General features: G+C 54.7%; 10 protein-coding genes. 3 read left to right on the top strand and 7 right to left on the bottom strand.

Translation table 11 applies throughout. The features are described 5' to 3' along the window. Positions 1–264: 264 nt before the first annotated feature. Positions 265–1,473 (top strand): SulP family inorganic anion transporter, encoded by a 1,209-nt coding sequence (locus PGQ95_RS14745; protein WP_213316957.1) that lies wholly within the window; start codon positions 265–267, stop codon positions 1,471–1,473. Here the strand turns inward: PGQ95_RS14745 and mgtE are convergent. The 6 genes from mgtE to PGQ95_RS14715 form a co-directional block, all read right to left on the bottom strand. Continuing rightward, complete coding sequence (mgtE, locus tag PGQ95_RS14740) at positions 1,436–2,872, bottom strand: magnesium transporter (protein ID WP_015706137.1); 1,437 nt, start codon at positions 2,870–2,872, stop codon at positions 1,436–1,438. The two genes, PGQ95_RS14745 and mgtE, sit on opposite strands and share 38 nt — an antisense overlap. A gap of 165 nt (positions 2,873–3,037) precedes the next feature. Continuing rightward, positions 3,038–4,681: a multidrug ABC transporter permease/ATP-binding protein gene (locus PGQ95_RS14735; RefSeq protein WP_087860134.1), complete on the bottom strand. Its 1,644-nt coding sequence runs from the start codon at positions 4,679–4,681 to the stop codon at positions 3,038–3,040. A 68-nt stretch (positions 4,682–4,749) separates the two neighbouring features. Beyond that, on the bottom strand, positions 4,750–5,409 hold the full coding sequence (alkB, locus tag PGQ95_RS14730; RefSeq protein ID WP_087860133.1) for a DNA oxidative demethylase AlkB: 660 nt from the start codon (positions 5,407–5,409) through the stop codon (positions 4,750–4,752). Then, complete coding sequence (gene ada, locus PGQ95_RS14725; protein WP_271031717.1) at positions 5,409–6,479, bottom strand: bifunctional DNA-binding transcriptional regulator/O6-methylguanine-DNA methyltransferase Ada; 1,071 nt, start codon at positions 6,477–6,479, stop codon at positions 5,409–5,411. Before ada ends, alkB begins: the two co-directional genes overlap by 1 nt. 72 nt (positions 6,480–6,551) lie before the next feature. Beyond that, positions 6,552–7,604, bottom strand: a complete 1,053-nt coding sequence (apbE, locus tag PGQ95_RS14720) for an FAD:protein FMN transferase ApbE (RefSeq protein WP_430918523.1) — start codon at positions 7,602–7,604, stop codon at positions 6,552–6,554. A 103-nt stretch (positions 7,605–7,707) separates the two neighbouring features. After that, positions 7,708–8,838 carry a porin OmpC gene (locus tag PGQ95_RS14715; RefSeq protein ID WP_087860130.1) on the bottom strand — a complete coding sequence of 377 codons (1,131 nt, stop codon included), beginning with the start codon at positions 8,836–8,838 and terminating at the stop codon, positions 7,708–7,710. 771 nt (positions 8,839–9,609) lie between these two features. Between PGQ95_RS14715 and rcsD the strand changes: the two genes are divergently transcribed. Beyond that, positions 9,610–12,270, top strand: a complete 2,661-nt coding sequence (gene rcsD, locus PGQ95_RS14710) for a phosphotransferase RcsD (protein WP_430918521.1) — start codon at positions 9,610–9,612, stop codon at positions 12,268–12,270. A gap of 16 nt (positions 12,271–12,286) precedes the next feature. Further along, positions 12,287–12,937 (top strand): response regulator transcription factor RcsB, encoded by a 651-nt coding sequence (gene rcsB, locus PGQ95_RS14705; protein ID WP_015365624.1) that lies wholly within the window; start codon positions 12,287–12,289, stop codon positions 12,935–12,937. 114 nt (positions 12,938–13,051) lie between these two features. Here rcsB and rcsC read toward each other — a convergent pair whose 3' ends face one another. Beyond that, complete coding sequence (rcsC, locus tag PGQ95_RS14700) at positions 13,052–15,904, bottom strand: two-component system sensor histidine kinase RcsC (protein WP_430918519.1); 2,853 nt, start codon at positions 15,902–15,904, stop codon at positions 13,052–13,054. Positions 15,905–16,000: the final 96 nt, after the last annotated feature.

Genomic DNA, 16,000 nt, shown 5'->3' with positions numbered 1-16,000 from the left:
ACTTTTACTCGCTTTTTTTATTTAGCGCAGGTGAAACGATTCTCGGGATCAAAGGTACCACCTGTACTCAAAAATTTAAATATTGTTTAAATTTTAAGTTGAGTTTTGAGATCTGTTATAAAAATGTTTAATAAATGTGTACACAAAATCACTTTTTGTACTGGTATGATGGCCCTTTCCGCGCTATCATCTCCCGTTCTGTGATGGAGCGCACGTCAACTGCGGCTTGTCTCAATTCAAATTTTTTATCATCCGCGAACTTTTATGCCCTCAACTTCCCGCACACTCTCTCCGGCGTTGATAACACGTGAGACCCTTGCTGGCGTGCTGACTGCCCTGGCGTTAATTCCTGAAGTCATTTCATTTTCGGTCATTGCCGGCGTTGACCCGCAGGTCAGCCTGATTGCTTCGGTGGTGCTCTGTCTGGCGATGTCGGTTCTTGGCGGGCGCCCCGCGATGGTGACGGCGGCGGCAGGTTCTGTCGCCCTGGTGATTGGCCCGATGGTACATCAGCATGGCGTAGGGTATATTCTGCCTGCTGTCATTCTGGCTGGTATTATTCAAATTTTGTTTGGGGTCTGCGGTATGGCGCGGTTGATGCGCTTTATCCCGCCAGCGGTGATGACCGGTTTTGTTAATGCGCTCGGCATTCTTATTTTTTTCGCCCAGGTACCTCATTTCTGGAGCAGGCAGCCGCTCATCGTCGGCCTGTTCGTTCTGACGCTACTCATCGTGCTGTGGGCGCCGCGTTTTATCAAAGCCGTGCCGGCGCCGCTTATCGCTATCGTCCTCCTTACTGCTTATACCGTCACCAGCGGACAGATCCTGCCAACCGTGGGTGATGAAGGCGCTATGGGCGGCGGTCTGCCGGGCTTCAACGCGCTGGCGGTGCCGCTGGATTTAAGCACCTTGAAAATTATCTGGCCCTGCGCCCTGAGTATCGCCTTTGTCGGCCTGATGGAATCGCTGCTGACGGCAAAGCTGGTTGACGATCTCACCCATACGCCGTCAAATAAGTCGCGTGAGAGCGCAGGACTGGGGATCGCCAATATCCTCGCGGGTTGCTATGGCGGCATCGCCGGGTGCGCGATGATCGGCCAGACTATCGTTAACGTGGAAATGGGCAAGGCGCGTAGCCGCCTATCGACAATAGTGGCCGGTCTGGTACTGCTGCTTCTGGTGACGGTGCTAAGCCAGGTGATGGCCAAAATTCCAATGGCGGTGCTGGCCGGGGTCATGGTGATCGTGGCGGTGAAAACCTTCAGCTGGCAGAGCATTCGCCCAACCGCGCTGGCGGGCAATCCGTGGCCGGAAACGGTGGTCATGGCGGTAACCGTCATCGTGACGGTCACTACCAGTAATCTGGCGATCGGCGTACTGGCGGGGCTTATCGCGATGGCGCTCATCCCTCGCCGCCTGCGCGTAAAAGCGCAGCTTACATCAGAAACAGCGTCGCCAGACCAAGGAAAATAAAGAAGCCGCCGGTATCGGTAATCGCGGTGATCATCACGCTGGAGCCGACCGCCGGATCGCGCCCCAGCTTGACCATCACCATCGGGATGATAACCCCCATCATCGCCGCCATCAGCAGGTTGAGCATCATCGCCAACGTCATCACCCCGCCAAGCTGCGGGTCATCATACAGCCACCAGGTGATAGCGCCCATTATCCCGCCCCATACCAGGCCATTAATCAGCGCGACGCCCATCTCGCGCAGGATGAGGAAGGTAAAACTTCCCGGCTGGATCTGCTGCAGCGCCATCGCGCGGACGATCATGGTGATCGTCTGATTGCCGGTATTCCCGCCTATCCCGGCGACGATCGGCATCAGCGAGGCCAGAGCCACCAGCTGCGAAATCGTATGTTCAAAACCATCGATCACCCGGGAAGCGATAAACGCCGTACAGAGGTTCACCGCCAGCCACGCCCAGCGGGTTTTCACCGCTTTGCTCACCGGCGCAAAAACATCATCATCTTCGCTCAGACCGCCCATCCGGCGCAGGTCATTATCGGTCTCTTCGTACACCACATCGACGATTTCATCGATGGTCAAACGCCCCATCAGCTTGCCGTCGGCATCAATCACCGCAGCACTCAGTAAGTCATCACGTTCGAAGGTACGCGCCACTTTTTCCGCCTCTTCCTGCGGCTGGAAAGTCACCGGATCGCCTTCCATCACTTCGCCAACGCGCTTTTGCGCATCATTGAGCAGAATTGTCTGCAACTCCAGCTCGCCAAGCAGCAGTTTATTACGGGTGGTGACGAACAGTTTGTCGGTGTTTTCCGGCATTTTGCCCAGACGGCGCAGATAGCGCTGTACCGCCGCCAGAGTGGCTTCCGGGCGAACGGTAATCACTTCAAATTCCATGATCGCGCCGACGGTGTTATCGGCATAGCGCATCATCTGACGAATGCGCGCGCGTTTATCCGGCGGCAGCGTCGCCAGCAGGCGGCCGGTTAAGTCGCGCGGCAGGTGCTGCAACAGGTAAACCTGTTCATCAATATCCAGCGATTGCAGGGCAAATATCAGGTCGTGATCGCTCATCTTGTCGATGAGATCGCCCCATACGCTCTCTGACGCCTCCAGCAGCACTTCGCCGCGCTTGTCATCGGCAACCAGCCCCCACAGCGCGGTACGCGCGTCATAGGGCAGCGCTTCCAGGGCATCGGCGAGGTCCGGCGGCGGCAGATGAGACACCAGCACTTCCACTTCCGCCAGGTCATCGGCCAGCGTCCCTTCATCATAGCGCTCCGCGAGGGTGAGTTTCCCCAGCAGCGCGGAGGTGACGGCTTTATCAGTGCTCAATAGCCAAATCAGGCGGGCGCGTTCTTCATCGCGTAATCGGGCGCTTTTTTTATGCAAAACGGACATCGCTCAGGCAATCCTTGTGAGAATAGAAGTCGACCTGCATGGCCGCAGCCATAAGCATAGCGCGAGGAGGGAGAAATAATAACCGCCAGCAATTTATCTGCCGCAAAAACCAGCAATATGGCCCGATCGGGCGAGAAAGCCCGGATCGGGTAATCAGCAAAAGCGTTAGGCGGTACGCGCGACCGCGTCGCGGGTCGCCAGTTCGCGCTCAACGCCGGTGAGCTCGCTAAGCTTGCCGCTGCGCATCTCCAGCAGGCGATCGGCATGCTGGAAATAGTGGTCATCGTGGCTGATGGCAAACACGGTTTTTCCCATTTGCTGCATCAGCGGCAGTAACACCTGATAAAACTCGCGGCGGAAATGCGGATCCTGATCCGCAGCCCATTCATCGAGCAAAATGATATCGCGCTCTTCGGCCAGCGCCAGCAGCAGCGCCACGCGCTTTTTCTGCCCTTTAGACAGCTTCAGATCGAGGATTTTCCCCTCTTCCAGCTGCAGCTTGTGGTCCATCTTCAGATACGCCAGCCACTTCGCGACCAGCGCCGGATCGGCGCGTTCGCCTTTTGGCCCCAAAAGACGATCAAATAGCCAGACATCGGTAAATACCGCCGAGAATAGCTTGCGGTAATCTTCTGGTTTTTCCGCCGCCAGCGGTTGACCATCGAGCAGGATCTGCCCGGAGAACGGTTGATACAGCCCGGTCAGCAACATCGCCAGCGTCGACTTGCCGCTGCCATTGCCGCCAATCAGAAACACCAGTTCGCCGCGTTTGAGAGTCAGATTAATCGGCCCGACGGCAAAACTGTTATCAGGATAATGGAACGACACATCGCGCAGCTCCAGGGTCTGCCAGTGCGGATGCGCCTGCGGCTCGGGGAAACCGGCGCGATAAGGCGCCAGCGCGAACTGATGCAGTTTATTGAATGCCACCTGGGCGCTGAGCAAGGTCGGCAGCGCCCCCACCGCCGACAGCAGCGGCGTACGCAGAAATAGCAGCGTCAGAGAATAGGTCGCCGCCACCGCGGTATTGGCCCACCCGAGGCCATTAGCCATCCAGAACACCAGACCGATGGCGCCAAGCATCATGATATTCGACCAGTTCACCGCGCTCAGGTGGAAGGTATCGGCGCGAATGATGTGGTGGCGATAGTCGCGGGCATCCGGCAGATACAGCTGATTAAAAACATATTCGGCGCGTTCGCGGTTCAGCGTCAGCTCTTTGCGCCCTTCCAGCACCGTCTGGTAATCATGATACAGCTTATCTTCGGTCTCGCGCAGGGTCGCCATATGCTTATAGACGCGCGCCACCAGCACAAAGCCGCCCCAGATAGTGACCGCCATCCAGACCGCGGTCACCAGCATCATTTTTCCTGACAGAAACGCCAGGTAGGCGGCGGACCCGAAGGTCAGGATAATCCCCTGCACCAGCTCAGGCAGGCGCACAAAGGCGATGGTGATGTTACGCACGTCACTGGTTAAGCCCGCCAACAGCGAAGCGCTGCCGATTTTTTCGATCTTTTCGATTTGGGTGTCGAGAATGCGTTTAATAAATTCGCCGCGCAGGCGATAGACGAAGTGGTGGCCAAGCGTGGTTAACGCCAGCTGCGAGCCGAGCGTGACCGCCATCAACAGCAGCAGCAGGCCGAGAAACTCCGGCAGCACGGTGAGCGAGGTATCAACAAGGGAAATCAGACGTAGGTTAATAAAGGCGATAAGCCCGATACCCAGCGCCGCGCTGAGTAAACTCAGCGCCATGACGGCAATGAACGGCCAGCGGTACTGGCGCCAAACAAGAACAAGTAATTCCATAAGCTACGATCCGGACAAGCAAACAGCCAGCAGTTTAAACGGCTTACCGACGACAGCAAGAATAATTCTTATTTTTGTTTTTGCCGGTGACCCGCGAGACGAAACGTGAGGTTGTAACGACAGGCGCCGGTCAGCGGATGCTCCCCCGGTTTAAGCGGCTGGATGCCGTGATAGAAGAGCCGTGATTCGCCGCCCCACACCACCACATCGCCATGCTCCAGCAGCAGCCGGCGCAGCGGATCGTTACGTTTAAGCCCGCCAAATTGAAACACCGCCGGCAGACCCAGCGACACTGAAACGATAGGCGCGCGCAAATCATGCTCATCTTTATCCTGATGCAGCGACAGCTTCGCGCCCGGTTGGTAGCGGTTAATCAGACAGGCATCCGGGGAAAAATGCGCATAACCCGCCTCCTGCGCCGCCTCCGCCGCCAGTTGCTGAAAAACCAATGGCATCGGCGGCCAATGCTCGCCGGTCAACGGATCGCCCGGCGCATAGAGATAGCCGTGCATATCGGTCGTCCAGCCGAGTTGGCCACAGTTGGTCATAGCCACCGACATGGTATAACCACCGGGGGTCACCATCTGGCGGAACGGAGAAGCGCTGGCCACTCCGGCGATGGCCTGCAGCAGCGCCGGCGCGCGCTGCACGGCGAAACGGCGTAATATCATCGCCCCGGGGGCCAGCGGCTCCTGCCAGGGCGGTGTATCGGCAAACAGATCGAGCATTATTTCTCCCGTATTTTTGCTTCGCGCGCCAGCAGCAGCGCTTTGCGTTCGCTTCCCCAACGATAGCCGGAAAGCGCCCCGCCCTCACGCACCACCCGATGGCAAGGAATAACTATCGCCAGCTTATTGGCAGCGCAGGCCCCGGCAACCGCTCTGACCGCGCGCGGTTGACCAATGCTGTGAGCCACCTCGCGGTAGCTGCGGGTTTCGCCTGCCGGGATCTGGCGCAAGGCTTGCCACACCCGTTGCTGGAAAGCGGTACCGCGAATATCCAGCGGCAAATTCACCGCCTGCTGCGGATTATCCAGATGGGCAACCACCTGCGCCACGCGTTCGGTAAACGTATCATCACCCGGCTGTAATTGGGCGCCGGGAAACAAGCTCGCCAGCTGCGCATATAACGCCTTATCGTCATCGCCCAGCAACACGGCGCATACGCCACGTTCGCTGAACGCCACCAGGCACCGGCCAGAGGCGCTATCGCTGCAAACCCAGCTAATCGCCACATCTTCGCCGCCGCGTTTAAACTGGCGGGCGGTCATGCCCAGCGTCTCGTTTGCCTGGCGATAATAGCTGGCCGAATCAGGGAAGCCGGCGGCTAATGCCGCGCTGGTGACATTCTCGCCGTGGCTTAATGCTTCGCGTAGGCGCCGCGCGCGCCAGGCCTGCTGCCAGGCCTTGGGCGTGAGCCCGGTGACGGATTTAAAAATACGATGGAAGTGAAACGGGCTGACCGCCAGCTGCTGCGCCAGCGCCTCAAGGGTGATTGGCGCCTCTTGTTCCAGCAGACGACAGGCGGCGGCCACCTTCTCGACCCTCTGTTGGTCGGGGTCGAGATTATCCGGCCGACACCGTTTACAGGGGCGATATCCGGCGGCCTTTGCGGCTTCGACATCAGCATAAAAGCGGACATTCTCCCGTAGCGCCCGCCGTGAACGGCACGAGGGACGGCAGCAAACGCCGGTGGTCAACACGGCGAAGACAAACTGCCCGTCGGCGCTGGCGTCACGTTCGCAGACCGCCTGCCAGCGGCGGTCATCGTTAGTCATATCGGCAATCATCGGTTTCATAGCGGGCTCCTGCTGTAAGTGTATCCCTACTTTGCGCCTTGCTCCGCTCTAAAAAACTGCGCTTCTTGCTTTTTAATTCTGCTCGCCGACCAGGAAGGTGCGGAACTGCGGCGACATCCAGGTCTTAAAGCCGTCGCCCTCTTTCACAATCATATAGACCGCCAGCCCCTGCTCGTGTGCCATCTGTTGCGCTTTTTCCGGCCCTAATACCATCAGCCCGGTATCCCAGCCGTCGGCTTCCAGCGCGGTCGGCGCAATCACCGTCACCGAAACCAGCTTATGGTTGATGGGGTGCCCGGTTTGCGGATCGATAACGTGAGAAATACGTTTGCCGTCCAGCTCGTAGTAGTTGCGATAGCTGCCGGAGGTGCTGATGCCGTGGCCGTTGATATCGACTATCGCCTGGACGGCGTTTTCGCGGTCGGTCGGTTTTTGAATTGCCACTCGCCAGGGTTTATCGTCGCCGTTCATCCCACGGCTGACCAATGCGCCACCAACCGACACCAGATAACGGGCAATTCCTTCCTGCTCCATCAGCCGCGCCAGATGATCCGCCGCGTAGCCCTCGCCGACGGTGGAAAGATCGACAAATAAATCCGCAATATCTTTTTGCAGATACTGTTGGTCGGCGCGGTTAATCACCGTCAGATGCTGCAGCCCGGTACGCGCTTTTGCCGCCGCGATTTGCTGCTCCGTCGGCGTTTTTACCGGCTGCTTATCCGGGCCAAATCCCCATAGATTGACCAGCGGCCCGACGGTAACATCCATCGCTCCGGCGGTTTTTGCGCCAATACGCAGCGACAGAGTGACGATATCCGCCATCGCTTCGTTCACCGGCCACGGTTCGGTAGTGGCGGCATGATTGAAGCGCATCAGCGCGGAGTCGTTTTTCCAGGTCGAAAGCAGCAGATCGTCGCCATCGAGCTGCGTCTGAACTTTATGACGTAAATCTTCGGCTTTCGTCGGATCCAGCCCGACGACGCTAACGCGCCAATAGGTCCCCATCGTTTTGCCATCGAGCACGGTGGCGGCGGATTTTGGCGTGGCCGGGGATGTCGCGGAATCACAGCCGGTAAGCAGAACGCAAAGGCCGAAAAAGGCGGCGCGGAAAAAGGTGGTATCCATGAAAACGGGCTCCTGTTACAAAGGCAGCCAGAGTATACCAGCGAGGTTAAACCGGGCATAAAAAAAGGCGCCCGCAGGCGCCTTTTTCAACACTTCAGGTTGCTTAGAACTGGTAAACCAGGCCCAGAGCCACAACGTTGTCAGTAGAGATGCTTGCATCTTTAGTGAACTGGTTGTCGTCCAGCAGGTTGATTTTGTAATCAACGTAGGTGGACATGTTTTTGTTGAAGTAGTAGGTCGCACCCAGGTCAACATATTTCAGGATGTCCTGGTCGCCGTAACGGCCCATGTCTTTACCTTTAGACTGCAGGTAAGCCACGGACGGACGCAGACCGAAGTCGAACTGGTACTGAGCAACCACTTCGAAGTTCTGCGCTTTGTTAGCAAAACCGATGTTACCGGTGCGGGTTGCGTTGTAGGTCTGGGTGTACTGAGTCGCCAGGTAGATGTTGTTAGCGTCGTATTTCAGACCACCGGTGTAAGTTTCAGCGTGATCGCCTTCACCCAGTACGCGACGGGAAAAACCGTTGGAGTCAAGATAACGAGTGCTAGCACTGTTCTGCTCATCGGTACGTTTAGAGCTGGAGTACGCGAAACCAGCGCTGATGCCGTCCCAGATGTCATAAGTCACGGAGGTGCCGAAGCCTTCGCCGTTCTGTTTCTGGAAGCCGCGACCATTGTTGGTCTGATCTTCGCCGCTTACGCTGCCGTTTTTACCCTGGTACTGCAGAGCAAAGTTCAGGCCGTCAACCAGACCGAAGAAGTCAGAGTTACGGTAGGTAGCAACGCCGTTAGCACGGGACTGCAGGAAGTTGTCGGAACCGTAGGTGTCGCCGCCGAATTCCGGCAGAACGTCGGTCCAGGAAGTTACGTCGTAAACAACGCCGTAGTTACGACCGTAGTCGAAAGAACCCGCGTCGCCGAATTTCAGACCAGCGAATGCCAGACGAGTCCACGCCTGATCGCTGGAGCTTTCGGTGTTGTTCGCCTGAACGTTGTATTCCCACTGGCCGTAACCGGTCAGCTGGTCGTTGATCTGGGTTTCGCCTTTCACGCCGATACGCATGTAGGTCTGGTCGCCGTCTACGCTCTTGTCGTCAGAGAAGTAGTGCAGACCATCAATTTTACCGTACAGGTCTAATTTGTTGCCGTCTTTGTTATAAATTTCAGCCGCATTTGCTGCGCCCGCTACCAGCAGTGCTGGTACCAGGAGGGACAGTACTTTAACTTTCATGTTATTAACCCTCTGTTTGTTATATGCCTTTTATTATTGCCACTGCTTACTGATTACCCTTCTAATCAGTCGGCTGTATTCATTGTGCTGCAAAATGCAGAATAATCCAACAAGAATATGATACGAAAACTTCTAAGGTGTTTCAAAATGCGCACAAGATGTTTCAATTTGTAAATTCAAAGGAACTTTTCAGGCACGATAATGGTCGTCAAAATAAGCATCAAAAATCAAAAAAATAATATTTATCTTTAAAATCAAATCATTGAAAGCGGGTAAATGTATAGCACTGAATGGTAAAACAAAATCTTCTCCGAGGACTAAAATAATCCTCGCTATCATCATTAACTTTATTTATTACCGTCATTCAGTTCTGAATGTCTGTTTACCCCTATTTCAACCGGATGCCTCGCATCCGGTTTTTTTTACCCTTCTTTACGTATCTTTAATTAGGCTGTGCTAACGCAGAAAAAAATAACGACTATTAATCAATCAATTCCGAATGAAAGTCAGCCTATTTCGCCAATTTCTTGTTTTTTCGTGCTATTTATCTGCAACAAATGCCGGTTAATTGTACAAGATCAATTCCACTGTACATATTCGTCGTCGCTATGGTTTTGAGACAAATCTCAGCATTAAAAGATCCCTCAGCGTCAATCTGTTGTATGGATTTCCCGTTTTAGCCTTTATACTTCCAGCCAGTATTCGTTGTGCTGCCCGTCACTATGGCGCAACATCTTGTTTACAAACACTACTGAGCAGCTCTGCTACGCGATGACCCAAAAAAAATTCTCCCTGATCCCAGGCAACATCACCCGCTTCTTCATTTTGATGGTTATCGTCTTGCTCGCGACGATGGGCGTGATGATCCAAAGCTCGGTCAATACGTGGCTAAAAGACAGAAGTTACCAGGTGGTTGATATCAGCCACGCATTGCATAAACGCATCGATACCTGGCGTTACGCCACCTGGCAGATTTACGACAATATCGCCGCCACCAGCTCCAGTACCTCAAGCGATGGGCTACAGGAAACCCGACTGAAGCAGGACGTCTACTATCTGGAAAAGCCTCGACGCAAAACCGAAGCGCTGATTTTCGGATCTCATGACAGTTCGACGCTTGAGATGACGCAGAAGATTTCTAACTATCTCGATATTCTATGGGGCGCAGAAACCATCCCCTGGTCGATGTACTACCTCAACGGGCTGGATAACAGCCTGATTCTGGTCTCTACCCTGCCGCTGAAAGATCTGTCTTCGAGTTTTAAAGAATCGACGATAAGCAGCGTCGTGGAATCCCGCCGCGCCGAAATGCTGCTGCAGGCAAATACGCTGGATGAGCGTGAAACCTTTTCTTCGCTGCGCCATTTGACCTGGCAAAATGGCCACTACTTCACTCTGCGTACCACCTTTAACCAACCGGGGCACCTGGCAACGGTGGTGGCTTTCGATTTACCGATTAACGACCTCATCCCGCCAAGCATGTCGCTGGACAGCTTCCGTCTGGAGGCAGATCCGGCGCAGAATGCCGCCAACAGCCCTGATAAAGAAGCCGTTGATAACGTTAGCGTCAGCTTCAATGGCCTACGAATTGAGATAACCACCGCCATTAATACCACCGGCATGCGGCTGGTGTGGGTCGTGCCGTTCAGCACTTTGCTGATGGAATCGCTGCAGAATATTTTACTGCCGCTGCTGCTCACCATTGGTCTGCTGGCATTAACCCTGTTTGGCTTTACTACTTTCCGCAACTATAGCGGTCGCCGTAGCCCCGGCAGCGTTAGCGCGGCACCCACCGCCGCCAACAGCGAACTTCGCGCTCAGCGCGCAATTAATGAAGAGATTGTCTCTTTGCTGCCGCTGGGGCTGTTGGTGCACGATCAGGAAGCCAATCGCACTATTATCAGCAACCCGATCGCCGATCATCTGTTGCCTCATCTGAACCTGCAGAACATCACCAACATGGCCGATCAGCATCAAGGGGTCATTCAGGCGACGATCAATAATGAACTTTATGAAATCCGCCAGTACCGAAGCCAGGTAGCTCCTCGTACGCAGATCCTGATTATTCGCGATCAGGATAGAGAAGTACTGGTGAATAAAAAGCTTAAGCAAGCCCAGCGGCTGTATGAAAAAAATCAGCAGGGGCGCATCGCTTTTATGCAAAATATTGGCGCCGCACTCAAAGACCCCGCGCAGACTCTGGCGCAGGAAGCGGCGGCAATTGGCATTCATGAAAGCCGAAAACTGGCGCAGCATGCCGATGAACTGGTTCATCTTATCGATGAGATTCAGTTGGCGAACTTACTGGAAAGCGACGCCTGGAAAACCACTCCCGGTTTGTTCTCTATCCAGGGCTTAATAGATGAAGTGGTTCCTGAAGTTCTGCCGATGATCAAACGCAAAGGACTTCAGCTGTTAATCAATAACGCGCTGCCTGCTAACGAACAGCGCTATGGCGACCGCGATGCGCTGCGTCGTACGCTGTTACTGCTGATCCAATACGCCATTACCACGACGCAAATAGGAAAAATTACGCTTGAGGTGAGCAAAGATGAATCGGCCGACGATCGTCTGACCTTCCGTATCCTTGATACCGGCAACGGCGTGAGCGCTAATGAAATCGATAATATGCACTTCCCGTTCCTTAACGAGACGCAAGCCGACCAGTACGGCAAGGCTAATGCCCTCACCTTCTGGTTATGCGACCGTTTAACCCGCAAGCTTGGCGGGCAGCTTAATATTAAGGCGCGGGAATCGCTCGGCACCCGCTACTCGCTACACCTTAAAATGGCGGCAAGCGAGGAAGAGAGCGACTCCGGCGAACACCTGCTGGACGATGTGGTCGTGATGATTGACATTACCGCCAATGAAGTACGCCGCATCGTGACGCGCCAGTTAGAGAGCTGGGGCGCAAGTTGCATCACCCCGGACGAAAGACTCGCAAGTCAAGAGTACGATCTCTTTTTAACTGATAATCCGTCTAATCTTACTGCTTCAGGCTTGCTTTTAAGCGATGATGAGGTTGGGATACGCAAAATTGGCCCAGGTCAGTTGAGCGTCAATTTTAATATCAGCACTGCCATGCAGGAAGCTATCCTGCAGCTGATTGAGCAACAGCTGGCGCAAGAAGAGATTCAGCCCTCCGCAACTGGAAATGAAGGAAATGCTGAACTCCACGCCAGCGGTTATTACGCGCTGTTTGCCGACACTGTTCCGGATGATGTTCAGAGATTGTATACTGAATTCACCATCAGCGATTTCGCTGCGCTGGCGCAGACCGCTCACCGCCTCAAAGGGGCGTTTGCGATGCTTAATCTGATACCCGGCAAGCAGTTATGTGAAGCGCTTGAGCATCTGATTCATGAAAGAGATGCCCAAGGTATAGAAAAATACATCAGCGACATTGACGGTTACGTCAAGAGCTTGCTGTAGCAAGGTAGCCTAATACATGAACAATATGAACGTAATTATTGCCGATGACCATCCGATCGTACTGTTCGGCATTCGCAAGTCACTTGAGCAGATCGAGTGGGTGAATGTTGTTGGCGAATTTGAAGATTCCACAGCTCTGATTAACAATCTTCCTAAGCTTGACGCGCACGTCCTGATTACCGACTTGTCGATGCCTGGCGACAAATATGGCGATGGGATCACTCTGATCAAATACATCAAACGCCATTTCCCTGAGCTGTCGATTATCGTTCTGACCATGAACAACAACCCGGCTATTCTCAGCGCAGTGCTGGATCTCGACATTGAAGGGATCGTACTGAAACAGGGTGCCCCGACCGACCTGCCGAAAGCGCTGGCCGCGCTGCAGAAAGGCAAAAAGTTTACTCCGGAAAGCGTCTCCCGCCTGCTGGAAAAAATCAGCGCCGGCGGTTATGGCGACAAACGCCTGTCGCCAAAAGAGAGTGAAGTTTTGCGTTTGTTCGCTGAAGGCTTCCTGGTCACCGAGATCGCCAAAAAGCTGAACCGCAGCATCAAGACCATCAGTAGCCAGAAGAAATCGGCAATGATGAAGCTGGGCGTCGAAAATGATATCGCGCTGCTGAACTATCTCTCTTCCGTCTCTCTCACCTCAACGGATAAAGAGTAATTCACTTTTCCCGGATGGCGGCAAGCCGCCGTTTCCGGGCCATTCTGAAGCTTTATGTCCCCACCCCGGAAAGCATCGCGCTCCGGGGAGATCTCAACGCCATGGAGTGCGACTTCAGCTTGTTGTTCTGGCCTTACGTACCTGTGCGGCATAGGTGGCCAGCGTGTGCTTGAGGATATCCAGCGTCACCGGTTTTGACAGACAACTATCCATTCCCGACTCCAGGCAGCGCTGCTTTTCTTCCGCCAGTGCGTTAGCCGTCACGCCAATGACCGGCAGAGTCATCTCCAGTTGCCGGATCCGCTGCGTCAGACGGTAGCCATCCATATTCGGCATGTTCACATCGCTGAGAACAATATCAATATGTTGTTTACTGAGGACGTTAAGCGCATCGACGCCATCATTGGCCGTCACGCATTGATAACCCAGTGAGCCAAGCTGGTCAGCCAACAGGCGGCGGTTAATCGGGTGATCGTCGACCACCAGAATCATCATGTCGTCATTGCTGACCGTTGGCGCGTCGTGGGCCGATAGCGCCGGACCATTCTCTTCCGCCGCCAGCGCCAGATGCAGCAGGCGTCCCAGCAACGGCAGGAGCTCATGCGGCGTGGTTACGCTATGCAACCACTCCTCAGGCGCGCGCTCAACGGGGATGCCGATATGGCGACGGCAGAAGATCACCGCAGCGCTTCCCGACCAACGCTCGCTGAGTTCATCATCGGTTAATAAAATATCGTCAGCGGCCGGTGTCTGGCCAGCAAATTGCCGTACCGTCAGGCCATGATATTGCAGCAGCGATTCGATAAACAGCGCCAGTGACGTGTTATGAATCGCCAGCCAGCAGGTGCTGTTGCTGTGCCGATCGGCCAACAGCGCCGGCATCTGCTGCATGCCATATAGCGGAATGCGGATGGTGAAACGGCTGCCCATGCCGGGTTCAGTTTCCACGGCAATGTCGCCATCCATCATGCTGATGAGTTTTTCACAGATAGCCAGCCCCAAGCCGGTGCCCTGGAAATTACGCTGTACCCCGGTACCGACCTGGAAGAACGGGTCGAACAGGCGCACAACTTCTTTCGCCGGGATCCCCTCTCCGGTGTCACGTACGCTAATTTGCAGATAGTCGCCGGCGCGCTGGACGTGTAACACGATACAACCGGTATCGGTAAATTTAATGGCGTTACTCAGCAGGTTGGAGATGACCTGCTGCAGGCGCATCGGGTCGCCTATCATCGTTTGCGGAACATCCGGCTCGATGAAGCAGTACAGCCCAAGCTGCTTGCGCACCACCAGCGGTAGATAGTTCGCCGAAATATGATTCATAACCTCGCGCGGCGAAAACTCTCGTGGCTCGATTTTGAGCTGCTCAGACTCAATCTTCGAGAAGTCGAGAATATCGCTGATAATCTTCAATAGCAGGCTGGAGGAGTTATTCATCGCCGTCACCAGCCGATCGACCCCTTTCGGCAACGCTTTGGTCTGCAGCAGATCGAGGTTGCCAATAATGCCGTACAGCGGCGTACGCAGCTCGTGGCTGACGGTGGCGAGGAACATCGATTTCGACTGGCTGGCCTGCTCCGCCGCCTGGGCCATCTCCTGCAGCGACTCTTCCATTTTCACACGGGCGGAAACATCCACCAGCACACATATCGCTACGTTTTCATTACGATAGCGCGAGTGCACAAAGCTAATCTGCAGGTTGGTGTTGTTGCTGGTTAACACGTCGACGAAATTGACCTGCTGGCCGCAGATAATCTGCGTGAGCCGCTGGCGGTCTTCGTGAGTCAGCATATTCAGATAGTTATGCGCCAGTTCGTTACTCAGTATGTTAGTGCCGTCCTGAGTACGCAGAATACAGATCCCAACCGGCGCGGAGGCGACGATTTTACGGTTGAACTGCTCATGCTCTTCCAGACGCTGGGCGTCGTTTTCCGCCGGAATAAATATCCGCCGTTCATACATGCGCGCCAGCGCGAACAGGATCGCGCCGGTCAGGATATTCAATACGATAGCGTTGAGGATCAGCATCCTGATACGCTCCAGCACCTGATCGACGGAAACCGAATAGACAATACTCAGCGATGACGGCAGCAGGCTCTTTTTCAGCACCAGTTCGCGGAAACCAGAGCTATAGCCAAACCACATCCGCTCCTGCATCCAGCGGGTTTCCGGTTTAATGCTGTTATCCGGCCCGGCAAGAGAAATGAGCTGCTGGCCGTTATCATCGAGAATCGTCACGCTCATCGGCAGGCTGCCTGGCGTAAAGAAGCTCTCCATGCGGATAGTCTGCTCAACGCCGAGCATCGCCTGCAGGCGGTTGGCCATATAAATAGGCGTCAGCGCATAGAAATAGCCGACGCCCGGACGCACGCCCTGGCTAATCCAGAACAGGTTATTGCCGCGCTCGTTTTGCGGCGCATCGCGATATTGTTCGATACGCTGATGCAGCACCTTCAGCGCCTGATCGCGCTCCAGCGGCATATCGCGCAGGCCAAAATTAGCCATGCAGAGGTTGTCGCTGCCAATTAAAAAAATACGGTTCAGGTCGTAGGCGGCGGAGAAATTATCGCGCCAGTAGCGCATGAACCACGCCAGCGATTGCAGCGAATTACGCCAGGCGCCGCTCATTGCGCTGCAGTCGGAATCCGGATACAGCGGTTCAAAATTTGGGATAGTGATATTACCGCTGTTGGCAAGCGCCGCGCTGCCCTCGCTCCCGGTCGCCGCGCGGTTGCCTGCGACGTACTTCAGCTCTTTAATGACATCCGCAGTCCGCTGGATATAGCGCTGCGCCTGGTCGGCGTTAAGATTCAGCTCCTGACGAATTTCCGATTCCCGTTCATGCAGCGCGTTAACGATATAAAACACGGAGACAAAAGCAATCAGCATCCATAGCAGAACCGCCAGCGCTCTGAACAGATAACGAGAAACCTTTAAGGTCGTATGAAACGAGGCAAGATATTTCAATGGGGTAATGCTCGGTCGTCAGGGGCTCAACAGAATGGGGTTAAAGTAGCGGTAAATGGGCTTTGCCGCAATGTTAATGCAAAAAGGGCCGGGATA

This window comes from Klebsiella sp. 141240, from assembly GCF_050600805.1.
GTDB classification, from domain to species: domain Bacteria; phylum Pseudomonadota; class Gammaproteobacteria; order Enterobacterales; family Enterobacteriaceae; genus Klebsiella; species Klebsiella aerogenes.
This window is presented reverse-complemented; position numbering and strand designations above follow the sequence as displayed.

Coding starts and splice junctions, on each gene's coding strand:
- alkB (WP_087860133.1), bottom strand. CDS start 5,409: ATGCTCGATCTGTTTGCCGATACACCGCCCTGGCAGGAGCCGCTGGCC.
- mgtE (WP_015706137.1), bottom strand. CDS start 2,872: ATGTCCGTTTTGCATAAAAAAAGCGCCCGATTACGCGATGAAGAACGC.
- PGQ95_RS14715 (WP_087860130.1), bottom strand. CDS start 8,838: ATGAAAGTTAAAGTACTGTCCCTCCTGGTACCAGCACTGCTGGTAGCG.
- PGQ95_RS14745 (WP_213316957.1), top strand. CDS start 265: ATGCCCTCAACTTCCCGCACACTCTCTCCGGCGTTGATAACACGTGAG.
- rcsD (WP_430918521.1), top strand. CDS start 9,610: ATGACCCAAAAAAAATTCTCCCTGATCCCAGGCAACATCACCCGCTTC.
- rcsB (WP_015365624.1), top strand. CDS start 12,287: ATGAACAATATGAACGTAATTATTGCCGATGACCATCCGATCGTACTG.
- ada (WP_271031717.1), bottom strand. CDS start 6,479: ATGAAACCGATGATTGCCGATATGACTAACGATGACCGCCGCTGGCAG.
- PGQ95_RS14735 (WP_087860134.1), bottom strand. CDS start 4,681: ATGGAATTACTTGTTCTTGTTTGGCGCCAGTACCGCTGGCCGTTCATT.
- apbE (WP_430918523.1), bottom strand. CDS start 7,604: ATGGATACCACCTTTTTCCGCGCCGCCTTTTTCGGCCTTTGCGTTCTG.